Raw genomic sequence first — 17,420 nt, 5'->3', positions numbered from 1 at the left:
ACGCGTCTTTCCGGGGCCGTTTCGGCCTGTACTCTACTCTTCGATCACTGGCGACGAAACCCCGGCCGGGGCGGCACCGAGGAAGTCCTCTATCAATATGTCAATCGGCGGGACCTCGCCATCCATCTTCAGCAATTGCTGTTGGCGGGCGTAATTGTATTTGCGGGCGGTCACCGCCTCCGACGTGCGCCTGTCGCGCAAGATCGTTGGCTTGATGAACACCATCAGGGTCGATTTGCGGTTCGTGCGCGACGTGCCCTTGAAAAGGTTGCCGGCGACCGGGATATCGCCGAGCAGCGGCACCTTGCTTTCGGAAAGCTGGCTGTTGTCGTCGATTAGGCCGCCGAGTATCAGCACCTCGCCGTCTTCGGCGACGGCCGTCGTCTCGACCACGGACTTGTTGGTGACGAAGTCGCGATTGGCCTGCGTCAGCGCGCCATTGACGGAGGAGACCTCCTGGATGATCTGCATGCGCACCGTGTTGCCTTCATTGATCTGGGGCGTGACCTCGAGGATCACCCCGATTTCCTGGCGTTCGACCTGTCGGAAGGCGTTTTCCAGATCATTGCCGACGGCCTCGCCGGTGGTGACCGGGATTTCCTGCCCCACCGACAGCCGCGCTGTCTGGTTGTCGAGGGTGACGGCGAAGGGCGTGGAGAGGATATTGGACTGGGTATCGTTCTGGACGGCGGTCAGTATCGCCGCGAACAGCGTGCCGTCGTCGGAAACGCCGCCGCCGCCGAGGGAAAAGCCATTCACACCCAGCAGCGAGCCGATGGCGGCATCGATCAGCTCTTCCGTGCCCGGAATCAGTTCTGTCGTTGTCGTCGTGGTATTGTTGTCCGCATCGGTAACCGTCTGTGTCTCACGATTGTTGTAGAGATACGCCGCGCCGACACCGGCGAGCAGGTTCGGCGAGTTCTGGTTGAACCGCGTCGAGGAGAACGGCATGTCCTCCCCGCCGACGACGTATTGCAGCCCGAGGTCACGGGCGAGCGTGTCGGAAATCTCCACGATGATCGCCTCGATCATCACCTGCGGACGGCGGATATCGAGCTGGGCGACAACCTGCTGGATGATGCGGCGGGTTTCCGGGTCGGCGCTGATGATCAGGGCGTTGGTTTCCTTGTGCGCGGCAATCGATGGCTTGCGCGTTACGCTTTCAACGCCATAGCTCGTCTCGATCATGGTCGTCAGAAGGGGAACGATCTCTTCGGCATTGGCATGGTTGAGATAGACAACGGACAGGTCCACCTGTGAGGCGCCATTGCGGTCCAGCTCTTCGACCAGTGGCACGAGGCGCGACACATCGGCGGGTGTGCCCCGGATGATGACGGTGTTGGAGGCCGGCACGGCAACGACGCTGGTCGCATTGCCGCGACGTGTCTCTGTCGCTGCCCCGGCGAGCAGCTCACGCAGCGTGCTGGCGACTTCGGTGGCGATGGCGCTTTCAAGGCGGATGGACCGGACAATGGACGTGTCGCGATCGAAATCGCGGGCAACCTCGACCAGCCTGTCGACATTGGACGCGGTGTCGACGATGACGACCGAATTGCTCTCCGGCACCGGTGTGACGAGGCCGCGTTCGGAATGCAGGCCACGCAGGGTCGTCGCTGCCGTGCGCGCATCGACATTGTCGAGGCGCAGGATGCGCGTGACGATGGCGCCGCCGGCATCCGCCGTACCGATACCGCCGGCCCGGGTCGTCTGTTCGCCAGGCACGATCTTGTACTCGCCCTCAGTGATCGGCAGCACGACATAGCCATTGACCTGCATGGTCGCGAGGAACAGTTCCCAGATCTCGTCGCTGGTCAGCGTAGCGTCCGGCGGGGAGAAAATGGTCACCTGTCCCTGCAGGCGGGGATCGATGACGAAGCTGCGCCCTGTGCGCAGGGAAACGCTCTCGACGAAGTCGCGAATATCAGCGCCATCATAATTGATCGAGGCACCCGCCTGCTGTGATCCGGCCTGCTGGGCAAAGGCAGGGGTCAGGCCAAGGGAGAGGCCGGAAATCATGCCGAGGGAGGCCAGAGCGATCAGTCTCGATACGAACATTCAGAACTCACTTGCATTGACGGTCAGGTTCAACCGCTCGCCGCCGCGATCGACGACAATCATGACAGATGTTGCAGATTGAAAGGTTTCAATCATTTCCAGCAGGCGCTCGGAATCATTGGGCGCGGGCTGTCCATTGACGGAGAGGATGCGATCTCCGTCGACAAAGCCGAGCCGTGAGAACACCGTCCCGTCTCCGCGCGGAAACAGCTCATAGCCGACGGTCTGGTTACCCTGCCGGACCGGCCGGACGGAAATGATGGTCGTCAGGTCGCTGATCGAGGCACCTGCCCTGTCCGGATAGCCCGGCGCGGCTAGTGGCTGGCCTGTCGGTGCAGTAGAAACAGGACGGCCCGCCGACCCGGAGGATGACCCGTTAGAAGGCCCCGCATTCAGACGATTTGCCAGAAACACGCTTTCACGAACACCACCACGCAGGATGATGGCACGATCCGAGTAAAGACGATCGAGCGTGACACCGCTCATGATTTCCTCACCCACCTGCACCATGCGCTGGTCGGAATTACTGGTCTGGATAATGGCAATGCCACTTCCGTCAGCTTCTGCCCAGATGCCGTTCAGAGTAATGTCGAGACTGGTCGCCCTCGCCTCGATGACGGGGTCCGCCTCAGCGGTAACTGCAGAGGCTGCGAATGGATCGAAACGGGAAAACACGGCCATGTCGGCAGCAGGCGCGGCTGGGCCGCGGTCGGATCCACCTTCACCGGCAACAGGCGTGGTGGGGGTAACAAAGGCATAGACCAGCCTGACGGCAAGCCAGGCGATGAGGAGAACGATGGCAAGTTCGACAATCCGGGGCAGCCAGCCGGCACCCTGCCCCCCTCGGCGCGCGCCACCGGCACGGACCATGCGACTGCCGCGTCGCAATCGCGAGATCATGCCGTGCTGTAATGTCTGGATCGACATAAGCTGTGCCCTTGCCTTCATCCACGCATGTGCGGACGAACTCGTCGAATTCTTATACCCGCGTTCGCGGGCCCCTGCCAATCAGCTATAGCTTAAATAAAATCAATATCTTAGCAACATATTACCGGAAATGAAAACGGGGCGGCCATGGGAATGCCGCCCCGCTTGTTCGGATCATCCGGCTGATCCTAGAAAGCCTTTTTCAGGCTGACCGAGAAGGACCGGCCGAGATCATAGGATTCAAAGGCCAGATCCTGCACATCATCGGACACAGTCGCCTCGTATTTCGAGTTGGCGATGTTCTGGACCTTGATGCCGAGGGTCATGCCACCACCGAGCAGGTCAAGTTCCTGGTTGATAACCAGATCGACTGTTGTCGGCGGGTTTTCGATGACCGGCGGCTCGGAGCCTTCGCCACGATACAGGATGCGGTCGCTGGCATAGTTGACCAGGAACGTGCCCTGGAAACCCATATCCACATCTTCATAACCAAGCTGCAGGTTGAAGAGGTGCTCGGACTGGCCGACCAGGCGGCTGCCATCGGCGATAAAGGCGTTTGCCGGTACATCCTGCGAAGTCGTGCCCTGGCTGGAATAGAGCGCGCGGGTGACGGTGCCGGTGTTGTCGACCTCGGAGTCAGACCAGGTGTAGTTGGTCTTGAACACGAAGTCCTTGCCGTACCATTCAGACCCGAACATCTCGTCGAGCGGGAAGTTTTTCTCGAACTCGATTTCCGTGCCCCACAGCTCCGCAGACGGTGCGTTGAAGAAGGACAGGACCGATGCCTCGCCTTGGGTGGAGAAGAAGTCCTCGATCGGGTTCTCGATCTCCTTGAAGAATACACCGAGCGTCGCGAACTCGCCGCGGCCGAAATACCACTCCGCCCGGGCGTCGTAGTTTTTCAGCGAGGAGTTTTCCAGGAACGGGTTGCCGGAATAGGCAACGTCCGTTTCCGGATCGGTGAAGCGGACGGAAGTCAGCTCACGGAACTGCGGACGGGTGATCGTTTCCGAATAACCGGCACGCAGCTGGAAGTTACCGGCCGGGATCCAGGTCAGCGTGGCTGCCGGCAGGAAGAAATCCTCCTGCAGCGTCGGGAAGACCTGGCGGCCATTTTCCTGAACACTGACGTCGGTTTCAGTCTTCTGCTTGGATTCCTCATAGCGGCCACCGACGGAGAGGCGGAAGAATTCGCCAAGCTCGGCATCGACGGCACCATAGGCACCGGTGACCTGCAGCAGGCCCTCGAACAGGTCCGGCTGGTTGGAGGTCGACTGCAGACGCACGATCGGGCTCGGCAGGGACAGGATCTCGTCAGAGAAGATCAGGTCCGCACGGCTGCCCAGGATCTCGCTCGGATAGATGCCAGTGAAGGCAAAGTCCGTGCGCGATGCTTCGCGGGAATTGACCGCATAAGCGGCACCGAAGCTGACATCGACATTGTTGTCGGCGACGGTCAGTGGCAGGACAAAGTCTACGCCCGTGCTGCCATTGGCATCGTCGATCTTGCCGAAGTTGATGTAGTTGAGGCTGGAGTTGTCCCGGAACTGATAGGGGTTGTCCTGGCTCGGCGGCGTGCCGATCGGAACCGTCTCGAAAGAGGTCTGGCGATCATATGGCGCGTCGCGCTCACCTTCACCATAGGCAACACGCCAATCGACCTGCAGGTCAGCAAGCGACGGGAAGTCATGTTCGCCGTTCAGCTGGGTCTGCCAGATCTGACGTTCGACGAAGTTCGTCGATTCATCAAGGAAATAGTCATTGCCCTGGTCGCGGATACCACTGGCGATCTGGGCTTCCTTGGAGGTCTTGCGAACGAGAAGTGCCGTGAAGTCGATGGCGTTTGAGTCCCACTCGATACCAGTGGAGCTCAAGGCACTGACGGTGATTTCCTGCGTCGTGGAAAGGTAGTTCGTAACATTCTCTTCCGGAGCGATGTAATTGGTGCCATCGTATGTCTCAGGACGATTGCGGAAGCCACGGCGGGTTACCCAGTCATTGTCATAACCGGCATAGAAAGTCGTACCGATCGTATAGTTCGGGTTGCTCTCGAAAACCTTACCGAAAGCGATGGACCCGCCGCCATTGGCCGGCGTGTCATCGGTGTTGATCAGCAGCGTGTCGAATTGTTCGAAGCTCGTGCGAGCCTCGACAGTCAGGTCGCGGCTTGTCGGGTTGGCTTCGCGGAATGCCTTCACTTCGGACGGCAGGTCGCGCATGCCATCGTCGAAACCGAACACATCCGTCTCCGAGCCTTCGTAGAAAAGACCGTCACGCAGTGTCGTCTCGGTGTTGAAGCCGAAGTCCACGCTGACTTCGAGGAAGTCCTCGTTCGGCACAGACTTGGAGCGCAGCTCAACCACACCACCACCGAATTCACCGGAGAATTGCGGCGAGAAGGTCTTCTGGACCAGCGTGCCTTCCAGAACGGAAGTCGGGAACAGGTCGAGCGGTGCAGTCCGTTTCAGCGGCTCCGGGCTCGGCAGAGGCGAGCCGTTCAGCGTGGCGTTGTTGTAGCGCGAGTTCAGGCCGCGGACGATGACGAACTTGCCGCCTTCGATCGACAGGCCGGTAACGCGGCGAAGGGCATCGGCGATGTCCGTATCGCCCTGGCGAACCAGGTCTTCTGCGTCAAGAACGTTGGAAATTTCGGCAGTTGCCTTTTTCTCGTCCGGAATGTTGGCGCCGCGAATGACGATGACATCGCCCTCGTCTTCGTCCTGCGCCATTGCAGCACCGGATACGGTAAGCATCGCTGATGCGAGCAGTACCGACGGTGCGATAAGTTCATACTTTTTCATGGCTAACCTCTGTTTGCCCCCCATCGGGCATAAAACTGTCTTTGCTATGCAAGTGACAGGACCGGCGGGGTTGCCGCCGGTCCCGTTTTCCCCTTAGAGGCCGAAGGTCCAGCCAACGTACCAGTCGTCACTGTCATCTTCGACAGCGCCGACATAGGTCGTGTCATCGAAGAAGTCGTCGCCCGTAGACGTCGGGGCAACGGCGAGTTCGTTCGCACCCGGAGAGAGTGGCGTTGTCGTGCCAACCGCTGTCAGCGTGCTGGACTGGCCGGCAGAGTCACCGCCAACGTTGCCGTTGACACCATTCGCCCAGACACCTGCGCCAATCGCTTCGCTGTCAGCTTCGCGAACGACATCGACGATGTAAGTCGAGTAGAAGGTCGGCGCGACGCCCAGCGTGGATTGCTGGTCGAAATCGACACCGTCATTCGTGCTGGTGATGATGCCGTTATAGTAGGCACCATTTGCACCGGCGCGGATCTTGGCACCGTCAGAGTTGGTTGCACCACCAACCAGCGTGAAGTTGGAGATCGTCGGATTGGAGCGCGGCTCGATATCCGTGTCGTTCTCGCGGTTGTCGTTTTCGAAGGCACGGTCGCCAGCATCGTCAGACTGAACGACGATGATGTATTGCGCCTTGCCGACCCAACCATCGGTCCAATCCATGGAGTCGTCGCCATTGCCGGTCAGCACGACGTGCTTGGCATTGACGGTACCACCGAAGAACTCGACGCCATCGTCGAAGTTGTTGTGGACCTGGATGTAATCGACTTCGGTTTCCGAACCGACGCCCTGGAAGGCGATGCCGTTCAGCTGGTCTTCGCCGTTGAACTCGAAGCCTGCATACATGACGCGGACATAGTTCAGCGTACCGCTGTCGTCAGCTGCATCGTTACCGCCGAACAGGCCGGAGCCGCCCTCACCGGTCTTTTCGCAAAGCTCCGGATTGGCGACCGGGTCAACCGTGGTGACGTCGCAATCGTTGATCGGGGCGCGGCCGTTGATGACCAGGCCACCCCATTCGCCGCGAGCCGTTGCCGGATCGGGCTGGGTGCCGAACACGTCAGCCTGCGAGGTCATGACGATCGGCGCAGCAGCCGTCCCGAGGGCATCTATCCTGGAGCCGCGGGTGACGACGATCGCGTCTTCACCGGAACGGCCATAGAGCGTTACGCCCGGCTCGATCGTCAGTGTCGCGCGGAAACCGTCTTCCGGGTTGCCGGCATCGGCGCCAGCATCGGTACCGACGAAGACTGAACCTTCGAATGTGTAGAGGTTGCCATTGGTCAGGGTCAGGTTCTGGTTGACGGCGTTCGGCAGGATACAGATGAACGCTTCCGTACGACCGGCCGGCACGGCATCACCGGAAACGGCGGTGCCGGACGGACAGCCGGCGGCATCGCCAGCCGGGAAATAGTTGTCGAGGGTCCAGCCCGTCGTCCAGTTGCTGGCGTTGGTTTCCGTAAGCGGATTGAAGGCACCGATGAAGGACGGCGTTTCCAGGTCGTTGCCAACGGAGTTGTTGGTGACCGGAACGGCGCGCTCGGCAGCACCCGGGATGATGCCGTTCATCGTGTTGCCGCTGGCCTCGATGCTGTCAGTCGCAGTGATGTCGACGATGCCGTTATTGCCGGCGGTATAGATGGAGGAGATGGTCGGCTCGACACCGGCAGTGGATTGCTGGTCGAAGTCGACGCCGTCACCGAAGCCGATGACGATGGCATTGGCGATGTTGCCAGCCGTACCGGCACGCAGCTTCATGCCGTCGGAACCGGTTGCACCACCGAAGAAGGTCAGGTTCGACAGGTTCGGCATGGAGCGCGGCTCGATGTCGGTGTCGTTCTCGCGGTTGTCACCCTCGATGGCGCGGTCGCCATCGGTGTCGTCCTGAACAACGAGAGCGTATTGCAGGTCACCCTGCCAGCCGTCGGTCCAGTCGATGGAGTCGTCACCGGCACCCGTTACGACGATATGGTCTGCGTCGACCGTACCGCCGAAGAACTCGACACCGTCGTCGAAGTTGTTGTGGATCTGCAGGTAAGAAGCGGTCGTGCCCTCACCGACGCCCTGGAAGGCGATACCGTTCAGCTGGTCTTCGCCGTTGAACTCGAAGCCTGCATACTGGACGCGGACATATGACAGCGTACCGGAGCTGTCTGCCGGGTTTGCGCCACCGAAGAGGCCAGAGCCACCTTCACCTGTCTTGTTACATGTCGCCGTGCCCGGGGTTTGCGTAGTCACGTCGCAATCGTTGATCGGTGCAAGACCGGAGATGACAAGACCGCCCCACTCGCCGCGAGCGGAAACGTTACCGGAGGAAGAGCCGTCATTGACGGAACCGTCGGCGACATCCTGGATCGACGTCATGACGATCGGCAGGGCTGCCGTACCGGTGGCGTTCAGCTGGGAACCCGGGTTGACGAACACGGCGTCTTCACCGGCCTGACCGAAGATGATGGCGCCAGCGCCGATGTTCAGCGTCGCTGTCGAACCGGCCGGGTTGGAAATAAGGTTCTCACCAACGAACAGGCTGCCTTCGATGCCGTAACCGACGCGCTGGCTGCCGGACGTGCCCGGCAGGGTCAGGTCGGCGGTCAGGGTACCGGCGGAGATGAGGCAGGCGATGATGTCGGTGCCGCCTTGCGTCAGCGTGCCCTGGGCCGTGCCGGCCGGGCAGGTGAAACCAGCGGGGACAAGGTTGACGGCATTGGTGCTGCCACCGCCTGAACCGCCACCTGGATTGACGGTGACCGGGCCTGCATTGCCATTGTTGGAATTGCTGCCACCACCCGAACAGGCTGCGAGAACGGCGCACGCACTGCCGAGAAGAAGACCACCACGAAGATTGGAAAGAACGTTCATATATGCCCCCAAGGCTCATGAATGAATAAACGGTACGAGTCCCCGTACATCTGTTACGAGGTCACAGCGCTCTTAGCCGGGGAGCGCTACAGTTTTGTGACGGGTATGTTTCAAGTATGTGTCACAACAATTTGCATGAAGATGCTCTGTGTGCACACATTGCGCATGCGTTTTTCATGACGCTGGTTTTTGTTGGAAAATCAGCCTAGTAGAGGGTTAAGAACCATGTTTCGATCATTGTTTTAGGCGGCAAGAATACTGTGCCTTTTGTGCTCTACTTTCTGATTTTCTCGTTCGGACTGTGCATCGGCAGCTTCCTGAATGTCGTCATATCGCGCGGACCGGTACTATGGGGTCTCGCACACAGTGCGCATACGGAGCGGTTGGGATTCGCAACGCCGCGCTCTCAGTGCGCTTCGTGCCATACACCGCTGAAAAGCTGGCACCTGATTCCCGTTTTCAGCTGGCTCGTGCTTCGCGGCCGGTGCGCGTATTGCCGGGAGAGGATCAGTATCCGCTATCCGCTGGTCGAGCTGGCTGTGGGCGTTCTCGCTGTCGCATTGGTGCGGATGAATGGCTGGTATCCGGAAACACTCTTCCTTTTTGTTGCCGCCTGCCTGATCGTGGCACTTGGGGTGATCGACCTTGAGACAGGATATTTGCCCGACATGCTGACCCTGCCACTGATCGCGCTCGGTCTTATCGGGGGGCTGATCAGCGAATGGTTCTGGGGCTTTGTGCCTTTCTTCGATGCGCTGATCGGGGCCATCGTTGGCTATGGGGTCTTCTGGCTGATCCGCTTCATCTATCTGAAGATGCGCGGCATCGAAGGACTGGGCCTTGGCGATGCGAAGATGCTGGCCGGGCTCGGCGCCGTTGCGGGCTGGATGTCCCTGCCACTTGTTGTGCTGGCCGCATCGCTCGCCGGGCTTGTCTTTGTCGGCATCATGCACCTGCGGGGCAAGGTCGTCGGCGCGCAGACGGCGATCCGGTTCGGGCCATTCCTCGCCATCGGGGGTCTGCTGATACTATTGTCGCTGACAGCGTACCGCTTCCCGTGGGAGCCTGTTGAGCGGTTCATGGTAGTGCCCGGCACGATACAATAGCTCAACTGCATCGCAGCATTGCCGGTCTGTCGGGCCCTGCCCTAGGGTGTGGGCCAGTTTGCAGGAGACATAACCATGAGCCAGAGCGCCCGCGCGAAATTCACCGAGATCAGGAAGTCCATGAGCGTACCGGTAGTCGGCTCGCCAATGTTCATCGTCTCCAACCCGAAGCTGGTCATCGCCCAGTGCACGGCCGGGATCGTCGGCTCCTTCCCGGCGCTCAATGCCCGGCCAGCCGAGGCGCTCAACACCTGGCTGACGGAGATCGAGGAAGCGCTCGACGCCCATAACCAGTCAAACCCGGACAGCCCGGCTGCACCTTTCGCCGTCAACCAGATCGTCCACCGCTCCAACGACCGGCTGCAGCACGACATGGAAGTCTGCGTGAAGCGTGAAGTGCCGATCGTGATCACGTCGCTGGGCGCGCGTGAGGAAGTGAACGAGGCGGTTCACTCCTATGGCGGGCTGGTCTTCCACGATGTGATCAACAATACGTTTGCGAAGAAGGCGATCTCCAAGGGCGCGGACGGGCTGATCGCCGTTGCCGCCGGGGCCGGTGGCCATGCGGGCACGCTGTCGCCCTTCGCGCTCGTCTCGGAAATCCGTGAGTGGTTCGACGGCCCCCTCCTCCTGTCCGGCTCAATCGCCACCGGCGAAGGGGTGCTGGCCGCCGAAGCGATGGGCGCGGATGCCGCCTATATCGGTTCGGCTTTCATCGCGACGGAGGAAGCCAACGCCATCGACGAGTACAAGCAAGGCATCGTCGACGGTCACATGGAAGATATTGTGTACACGAACTATTTCTCAGGCGTGCATGGTAATTATCTCGGCGCGTCGATCAAGCGGGCTGGGATGGACCCGTTGAACCTGCCCGTCGCCGACCCGTCAAAAATGAACTTCGGCACCTCGACAGACAAGGAGAGCAGCGCCAAGGCATGGAAGGATATCTGGGGCTCCGGCCAGGGCATCGGCGCGGTCGAGAAGGTCCAGCCCGCAGGCGCCTACGTTGCCGAACTCGCCGCCGAATATAAGTCAGCCAAAGAAAGACTGTTAAAAAGCTGACCGGAGGACAAGAATGGCCCTGAAAACCGACCTCATTGAATACACCCATAATGGCGACACGCTGGAAGCCTTCGTCGCGTGGGACGACACGCAAGAGGGCGAGCGCCCGGCCGTGCTCGTCTGCCACGCCTGGGGCGGACGCGACGAGCATTCCGAAGAGACCGCGAAGAAGATGGCGGCGATGGGCTATGTCGGTTTCGCCGTCGATGTCTATGGCAAGGGCGTGCGCGGCAGCTCCAAGGAAGAGAACCAGAAGCTGATGACGCCTTTCGTCGAGGACCGAGACATGCTCGCCGACCGGCTGAAGGCCGGGATGGAGGCGGCAGCGGGGCTCGATACGGTGAACCCGGCCAAGATCGCTGTCTGCGGCTATTGCTTCGGGGGCTTGTGTGCGCTGGACATGGCGCGGGCCAATACCGGCGTCATCGGCGCGGCGGCCTTCCACGCCATTCTCGGCAAGCCGGAGAAGCCCGGCAGCGGCGATATCTCCGCCAAGGTGCTGGCAATGCAGGGCTTCGATGATCCGATGGCGACGCCGGAAGACGAGACAGCCTTCGGCAAGGAAATGACCGAGCGCAAGGCCGACTGGCAGCTGCATGTCTATGGTGGCGTCATGCACGCCTTCACCAACAAGCAGGCGAATGACCCGGATTTCGGCACGGTCTACGATGCGACAGCAGACCGGCGCTCCTGGACGACCTTCACGGATTTCCTGGAAGAAGTTTTGGACTGATCGTCTTCATCAATCGTGTACGTATTAAAAAGCCCCGCCGGAGCGGGGCTTTTTTCGTTCAGACCAGTTCGGCCAGCGCCGATGGCTCGAAATTCTTCAGCGGTTCGCCAGCACGGACCTTGGCGACCCAATCCGGATCGCTGAGCAGCGCACGGCCGACGGCGATGAGGTCGAATTCGTCGCGCTCCATCCGCTCCAGCAGGTTTTCAAGACCGGCGGCCTCGGCCCCCTGCCCGGCAAAGGCCGAGAAGAAATCGCCATTGAGGCCGACGGAGCCAACGCTGATGGTGACCGCACCGGTCAGCTTCTTCGCCCAGCCGGCAAAGTTCAGGCCCTTCTCGCCATCGATCTCCGGGAATTCCGGTTCCCAGAAACGGCGCTGGGAGCAGTGTAGGATATTCGCCCCGGCATCGACCAAGGGCTGCAGCCAGTCGGTCATTTCGTCCGGCGTCATCGCCAACCGAGCGGTATATTCCTGTTGCTTCCACTGGCTGAGACGGATGGCGAGCGGATAATCAGGCCCGACCGCCTCACGCACAGCGGTGATGATCTCACCGGCAAAACGCGAGCGCTCCTTGATGGTCGGCCCGCCATAGCGATCATCCCGCTCATTCGTGCCCGGCCAGAAAAACTCGTCGATCAGGTAGCCATGGGCACCATGCAGCTCGACCATATCGAAGCCAAGGCGTTTGGCATCGGCGGCGGCGCTGGCGAAGGCGGCAACCGTGTCGGCAATGTCTTCCTCGCTCATCGCCTTGCCGCGCGGCGTGCCAGGCGCCAGCAGGCCGGACGGGCTTTCGACCTTAGCCTTCGGTTCCCAGCCGCTCTGGCCGCGGGTCGCGCCGGTATGCCACAGCTGCGGGCCCATGCGGCCGCCAGCCGCGTGCACGGCGTCGATGACGCCCTTCCAGCCGCCGAGAGCCTCTTCGCCGTGGAAGAAAGGTATATGCTTTTCGTTGCGGGAGGCCGGGCGGTCGATGACTGTGCCTTCCGACAGGATCAGCCCGACATCGCCCGCAGCGCGGCGGCGATAATACTCGGCATTGGGCTGCCCCGGCACACCGTTCGGCGCCTTGTTGCGCGTCATCGGCGCCATGACGAAGCGGTTCTTCAGCTCCAGCGGGCCAATGGAAAGCGGGCGAAACAGGACATCAAGACTGTCGGACATGAAATACTCCTTTGAAAGCAGCTCCCCACGTAAAGGCGTTCTGGCACCGATCAATTGCGGGGGTCATCACAAACAAGTGTTCCGCTGCTCTTTGCGGCGATGAAACACAGATGACAAGCGGCTCTCGCTGTCCTAAAAGCGCCAGACCATGAGACGACTGTTATTGTTCATCCCCATCCTGTTCTTCGCCGGGTTAGGTATCTTCGCCCTGTTCGGGCTGAAGATCGACAAGGACGTGCTGCCCTCCGTCATGATCGACAAGCCGGCGCCGGAGTTCGACCTGCCGCCGGTTTCTGCCGATATTCCGGCGTTTTCCAGCGAGGACCTGAAGGGCCAGGTTTCGCTGGTCAATATCTTCGGCTCGTGGTGCATCGCCTGCCGCTATGAGCACCCGTTCCTGATGGAGCTGGCCGAAAGCGGCGAGATCGCGATCTATGGCATCGACTGGAAAGATACCCCGGAAGATGGCGCGGCATGGCTGGAGCGCTTCGGCAATCCGTACACGGCGGTCGGCAATGATTACGAAGGCCGCACGGCGATCGATTTCGGCGTGTCCGGCGCACCCGAAACTTTCGTGATCGACCATGAAGGTCGCATCCGCTGGCGTTTCGCCGGGGCGCTGAACGAAGAAATCTGGAACCGGCAATTCGCACCGCTGATCAGTCAATTGAGAAAGGACGCCGACAATGCCGAGCTATAAACTGATCTGGCAGGGCACCCGCGAGGCACTGGAACAGGTGTCGATGATTGTTGCCGAACTGTTCGACCCGATGGCCGACGCGGTAAGCCTGACGAAGAAAGACGCGATCGAGGAAGATGGCGACACGCCGTGGACGCTGGAAGCCTATTATGCCGATGCTCCCGATACGGACAGCCTTGTCGCTTTCCTCCGCCAGCATGATGTGGACAATTCGCCGGAGATTGAGGAGCTGCCCGATATCGACTGGGTCGCCCATGCGCTGGAAGGACTCGGCATCGTCACCTGCGGGCGGTTCGTGCTCTATGGCATTCACGACGCCGACAAGCTGCCCAGGGACGAGAGCATCATTCCGGTCCGCATCGATGCCAACCAGGCATTCGGCACCGGCCATCACCCGACGACGGCAGGCTGCCTCGAAGTACTCGACAGGATCGAGGGCCTCAAGCCGCGCAACATTCTCGACCTCGGCACCGGCTCCGCCGTGCTCGCCATCGCCGCGCGCAAGATCTGGGACGGCAAGATCATGGCAACGGATATCGACGCCAAGTCGGTCGAGATCGCGGCGGAGAACGCGGCCCTCAACCAGGTCAGCGATATCCGCTTCGTCACCGCCGCCGGGTTCGACCATGAGGAGATCGCTGAGGCCGCGCCCTTCGATTTCATTTTCGCCAATATCCTCGCCGGGCCGCTGGCCGAGTTGGCCCCGGACATGGCGAAGCATACGGAGCAAGGCGCGACCGTCGTCCTCGCCGGGCTTTTGGCGCGGCAGGAAAGCGACGTGATGGCCGCCTATGAGGCGAACGGCTTCACCCTGAAGGACCGCCATGCCCATGAGACATGGCCGGTGCTGATTTTCGAAAAGGCCTGAGTAGCCCGATACCGACCGACTTAAAACTTGCCGCAGGCTTCGAGCACGAGTTCGGAAATGCCGCCCAGCATGTCCTCGTCAAAATAGATTGTGTCAGTCGCACCGCCAGCCGAGACGGTCAGGTCGCCTTCCCAGGCTTCCCAGATCGCGGCGACGATGTCGTAAGCTTCGCCATCGCGTCCGGTCCATGCATATTCGTTGCGATCATTCGGCACCAGATTGCCGTCGAGTACAGTGACGTCATCAATCGTGATGGTGACTGGAACGAATGCCCCGCCGGTGACCGGCACGTCCGGCTTCCAGACCACATCGAAGGCGTAACCCCGGGTGCACCCAAACGAGAATTCCGGGCCATATCCCTCATAGACACCTTTTACGGAATACTCCGCAGGGGTTGATGGATCACCTTTCTCATAGAGGCTCCACCCGAAAGCGAGCCCCTCGATCTCCCAGTCATCGCTCGCCAAAACGGGCGCAGCCATGGATGCTGCGAGGGCCGTGAGGCCAGTCGCCAGCAATAAAACTCTCATCATCGTCTCTCCCTGAAAAGCCGGTCCCCTGACCGGCAGCGCAGGATAAGCCGGCGCGGACGGCGCCGAAATCCCCGATTCGAGGGAGTGGCGGGCCTTGTGACCGCATACTGAACTGGCATTCGGCGGGCCAAAGGCCTATGTTCTGACCAGATTTCACCTTCCCGATTTTCAGGAGGACTTTCATGTTCCAGACCTTCGATCCCGCATCGGACCGCAGCTTTGCCGAGAAACATCTCCCGGCTATGCGCGAGGAGATGCAGAAACAAAATCTCGACGGCTTTCTCGTGCCCCATGATGACGAGTACCTGAACGAGTATCTGCCCGACAATGCCGAGCGCCTGATGTGGGCGTCCGGCTTTTCCGGTTCCGCCGGGTCGGCCATCGTGTTCACCGACAGTGCCGTCATCTTCACCGATGGCCGCTACACCGTGCAGGTGCGCGAGCAGGTCGATGACCAGTTCTTTGCCTATGAAGACCTGACCTCGATGCCGCCGGAGGCTTGGCTGACGAAACACGGCCAGGAAGGCCAACGCATCGGCTTCGATCCGCACCTGCATTCTGCCAACCATGTGAAAGCGTTGAAGGCCGCCGCCAAGCATGCCGGGTTCGAGCTGGTCGCCGTCGACGACAACCCGATCGATGTAGCGTGGCAGGGGCGTCCCGCGTCCCCCATGACGCCGGTCGAGGTGCACCCGGACGAATTCGCCGGCAAGTCGAGCGCCGAGAAACGCGCCGAGGTCGCCGCCGTGCTGAAGGACAAGAAAGCCGATGCCGTCGTATTGACCGCGCCGCATTCGCTTGCCTGGCTGTTCAATATCCGCGGCAAGGATGTGCATGCGACGCCGCTGCCGCTCGGCCGCGCGATCCTGTTCGCCGATGGCACAGCGTCCCTCTTCATCCATCCTGACAAGATGAGCGACGAGGTCGAGGCGCATCTGGGCGACGATGTTTCAGTCTATCCCGAAGAAAAAGTCGGCAAGCATCTCGACAAGCTCGAAGACAAGACCGTGCTGATCGACCCGGCGATTGCGCCCTACTGGTTCTTCCGCAGGCTGAAAAAGGCGGATGCGAAAGTGCTGGAAGGGGCCGACCCCTGCGCCCTGCCGCGTGCTTGCAAGACACCGGCTGAAATCGAAGGCTCACGCCAGGCGCATATTCGCGACGGGCGGGCGGTAACGCGCTTCCTGCACTGGATCGCGACCGAAGCGCAGGACGGTACGGTCACGGAAATTCAGGCTGCCCAAAAGCTGGAGGAATTCCGCCGCCAGTCGAACCTGCTAAAGGATATCTCCTTTGATACCATCTCAGCCGCTGTCGGGCACGGCGCCCTGCCCCATTACCGGGTGACGACCAATAGCGACCGCACGCTGGACCAGGATTCGCTTTATCTCGTCGACTCCGGCGGTCAGTACCCTGACGGCACCACCGACATCACCCGCACTGTCGCCATCGGCACACCGACGGCTGAGATGAAAGAACGCTATACGCTGGTCCTGAAGGGCCATATCGCGCTGGCGCTTGCCCGCTTCCCCAAGGGCACGCCGGGCATCCAGCTTGACACGCTCGCCCGTATGCATCTGTGGAATGCCGGGCTCGATTATGACCATGGCACCGGCCATGGCGTCGGCAGCTATCTTGGCGTGCATGAAGGCCCGCAGAACATCTCCAAAAAGCCGATCACCCAGCCGCTGATGCCGGGCATGATCTGTTCAAACGAGCCCGGCTATTACAAGGTCGGCGAGTATGGCATCCGCATCGAGAACCTGATCGTTGTCAACAATCCGGAACCCGTCGAAGGCGGCGACCGCGAGATGATGAGCTTTGAAACGGTTACGATGGCGCCGCTCGACAGGCATCTGATCGACACCAGCCTGCTGACGGAAATCGAGCGCGACTGGGTCAACGCCTATCACGCCGTCGTCTATGAGAAGCTGGCCGATGAGCTGGAAGACGATGTCCGCGACTGGCTGACCTCGGCAACCGCGCCGCTCTAGACCGACCTGACCGGGCGCTTCAGACGGGGCGCCCGGCATGGCTCATACCCGCCCTCGAACAGGCGGCCGAGCCTGATCGGTGTGTGTTTCGGAATATCGTAGAGATCGAAACAGTCCCACACCTCGCCCGCTGCGCAGGCGATATGGGCGCAGGCGCGGGCATCGTCATGGGCGTCGTGGTGCTTCAGTGAGATGCCGAGAAACTCCGACACGACATTGAGCTTGTGGGAATACAGCTCCGGCCATGTATGGCGGGACAGGTTGACCGTGCACAGATAATCGCAGACCGGCGCCGGGATGCCATAGTCGGCGCAGACATGGCGGATGACACTCATGTCGAACGACGCGTTATGGGCGAGCACCAGCCCGCCATGAAGATCGTCCATGAACTCCGCCATGACATCCGGGAATTCCGGCGCGTCGCGCACATCGTCCCAGGTGATACCGTGCAGCCAGCTATTGGTGAAGCGGGGCGATGCGGGCCGGATGAAGCGGGCCTCGGTGCGTGTGACCGCGCCGTCCTCGATCCAGGCAAGGCCGATGGCGCATGCACTGCTGCGGGATTCGTTCGCAGTCTCGAAATCGATCGCGACGATTGCCACTCGATGCCC

General features: G+C 60.9%; 13 protein-coding genes. 6 read left to right on the top strand and 7 right to left on the bottom strand.

Annotated elements, in window-relative coordinates; genetic code table 11:
• Positions 1-33: 33 nt before the first annotated feature.
• The 4 genes from gspD to FF098_RS14195 all read right to left on the bottom strand — a co-directional run bounded on the left by gspD (position 34) and on the right by FF098_RS14195 (position 8,645).
• Positions 34-2,055, bottom strand: coding sequence for a type II secretion system secretin GspD (gene gspD / locus FF098_RS14210; RefSeq protein WP_155141731.1), 2,022 nt, complete (start codon positions 2,053-2,055; stop codon positions 34-36).
• Complete coding sequence (locus tag FF098_RS14205) at positions 2,056-2,982, bottom strand: type II secretion system protein N (RefSeq protein WP_166426553.1); 927 nt, start codon at positions 2,980-2,982, stop codon at positions 2,056-2,058. It lies immediately after the preceding gene.
• 188 nt (positions 2,983-3,170) lie between these two features.
• Positions 3,171-5,783 carry a TonB-dependent receptor domain-containing protein gene (locus tag FF098_RS14200; protein ID WP_166426552.1) on the bottom strand — a complete coding sequence of 871 codons (2,613 nt, stop codon included), beginning with the start codon at positions 5,781-5,783 and terminating at the stop codon, positions 3,171-3,173.
• Positions 5,784-5,876: 93 nt separating this feature from the next.
• A complete protein-coding gene (locus tag FF098_RS14195; protein WP_155141725.1) occupies positions 5,877-8,645 on the bottom strand; it encodes a hypothetical protein in 2,769 nt (922 codons plus the stop codon).
• Between the two features lie 269 nt (positions 8,646-8,914).
• Here FF098_RS14195 and FF098_RS14190 point away from each other — a divergent pair, with 269 nt between their 5' ends.
• The 3 genes from FF098_RS14190 to FF098_RS14180 all read left to right on the top strand — a co-directional run bounded on the left by FF098_RS14190 (position 8,915) and on the right by FF098_RS14180 (position 11,546).
• Positions 8,915-9,751, top strand: coding sequence for a prepilin peptidase (locus FF098_RS14190; RefSeq protein WP_155141723.1), 837 nt, complete (start codon positions 8,915-8,917; stop codon positions 9,749-9,751).
• 75 nt (positions 9,752-9,826) lie between these two features.
• Complete coding sequence (locus FF098_RS14185; protein WP_155141721.1) at positions 9,827-10,813, top strand: NAD(P)H-dependent flavin oxidoreductase; 987 nt, start codon at positions 9,827-9,829, stop codon at positions 10,811-10,813.
• 13 nt (positions 10,814-10,826) lie between these two features.
• Positions 10,827-11,546, top strand: a complete 720-nt coding sequence (locus tag FF098_RS14180; RefSeq protein WP_155141719.1) for a dienelactone hydrolase family protein — start codon at positions 10,827-10,829, stop codon at positions 11,544-11,546.
• Between the two features lie 58 nt (positions 11,547-11,604).
• Here FF098_RS14180 and FF098_RS14175 read toward each other — a convergent pair whose 3' ends face one another.
• Positions 11,605-12,714: an NADH:flavin oxidoreductase gene (locus FF098_RS14175; RefSeq protein WP_155141718.1), complete on the bottom strand. Its 1,110-nt coding sequence runs from the start codon at positions 12,712-12,714 to the stop codon at positions 11,605-11,607.
• Positions 12,715-12,862: 148 nt separating this feature from the next.
• Here FF098_RS14175 and FF098_RS14170 point away from each other — a divergent pair, with 148 nt between their 5' ends.
• Both FF098_RS14170 and FF098_RS14165 read left to right on the top strand, forming a co-directional pair.
• The gene (locus FF098_RS14170) at positions 12,863-13,414 is read left to right on the top strand and encodes a DsbE family thiol:disulfide interchange protein (RefSeq protein ID WP_155141716.1); all 552 of its coding nucleotides are present in this window, start codon (positions 12,863-12,865) and stop codon (positions 13,412-13,414) included.
• Positions 13,401-14,282 (top strand): 50S ribosomal protein L11 methyltransferase, encoded by an 882-nt coding sequence (locus FF098_RS14165; protein ID WP_155141714.1) that lies wholly within the window; start codon positions 13,401-13,403, stop codon positions 14,280-14,282. The genes FF098_RS14170 and FF098_RS14165 overlap by 14 nt, the downstream gene beginning before the upstream one ends.
• Positions 14,283-14,302: 20 nt before the next feature.
• Here FF098_RS14165 and FF098_RS14160 read toward each other — a convergent pair whose 3' ends face one another.
• Positions 14,303-14,815: a hypothetical protein gene (locus tag FF098_RS14160; RefSeq protein WP_155141712.1), complete on the bottom strand. Its 513-nt coding sequence runs from the start codon at positions 14,813-14,815 to the stop codon at positions 14,303-14,305.
• Between the two features lie 182 nt (positions 14,816-14,997).
• Here FF098_RS14160 and FF098_RS14155 point away from each other — a divergent pair, with 182 nt between their 5' ends.
• A complete protein-coding gene (locus FF098_RS14155) occupies positions 14,998-16,809 on the top strand; it encodes an aminopeptidase P family protein (RefSeq protein WP_155141710.1) in 1,812 nt (603 codons plus the stop codon).
• Here the strand turns inward: FF098_RS14155 and FF098_RS14150 are convergent.
• On the bottom strand, positions 16,806-17,411 hold the full coding sequence (locus tag FF098_RS14150; protein WP_166426550.1) for a 3'-5' exonuclease: 606 nt from the start codon (positions 17,409-17,411) through the stop codon (positions 16,806-16,808). The genes FF098_RS14155 and FF098_RS14150 overlap by 4 nt on opposite strands.
• Positions 17,412-17,420: the final 9 nt, after the last annotated feature.

Origin of the sequence: Aquisalinus luteolus (assembly GCF_009712425.2) — a bacterium.
In the GTDB taxonomy this organism is placed as follows: domain Bacteria; phylum Pseudomonadota; class Alphaproteobacteria; order Caulobacterales; family Parvularculaceae; genus Aquisalinus; species Aquisalinus luteolus.
Note: the sequence above shows the minus strand (reverse complement) of the source record. Positions and strands in the feature narration are given on the sequence as shown.

Bases quoted from the DNA above. Each gene is read 5' to 3' on its own strand.
- FF098_RS14200 (WP_166426552.1), bottom strand. From the start codon at position 5,783: ATGAAAAAGTATGAACTTATCGCACCGTCGGTACTGCTCGCATCAGCG.
- FF098_RS14205 (WP_166426553.1), bottom strand. From the start codon at position 2,982: ATGTCGATCCAGACATTACAGCACGGCATGATCTCGCGATTGCGACGC.
- FF098_RS14180 (WP_155141719.1), top strand. From the start codon at position 10,827: ATGGCCCTGAAAACCGACCTCATTGAATACACCCATAATGGCGACACG.
- gspD (WP_155141731.1), bottom strand. From the start codon at position 2,055: ATGTTCGTATCGAGACTGATCGCTCTGGCCTCCCTCGGCATGATTTCC.
- FF098_RS14195 (WP_155141725.1), bottom strand. From the start codon at position 8,645: ATGAACGTTCTTTCCAATCTTCGTGGTGGTCTTCTTCTCGGCAGTGCG.
- FF098_RS14155 (WP_155141710.1), top strand. From the start codon at position 14,998: ATGTTCCAGACCTTCGATCCCGCATCGGACCGCAGCTTTGCCGAGAAA.
- FF098_RS14185 (WP_155141721.1), top strand. From the start codon at position 9,827: ATGAGCCAGAGCGCCCGCGCGAAATTCACCGAGATCAGGAAGTCCATG.
- FF098_RS14175 (WP_155141718.1), bottom strand. From the start codon at position 12,714: ATGTCCGACAGTCTTGATGTCCTGTTTCGCCCGCTTTCCATTGGCCCG.
- FF098_RS14165 (WP_155141714.1), top strand. From the start codon at position 13,401: ATGCCGAGCTATAAACTGATCTGGCAGGGCACCCGCGAGGCACTGGAA.
- FF098_RS14170 (WP_155141716.1), top strand. From the start codon at position 12,863: ATGAGACGACTGTTATTGTTCATCCCCATCCTGTTCTTCGCCGGGTTA.
- FF098_RS14160 (WP_155141712.1), bottom strand. From the start codon at position 14,815: ATGATGAGAGTTTTATTGCTGGCGACTGGCCTCACGGCCCTCGCAGCA.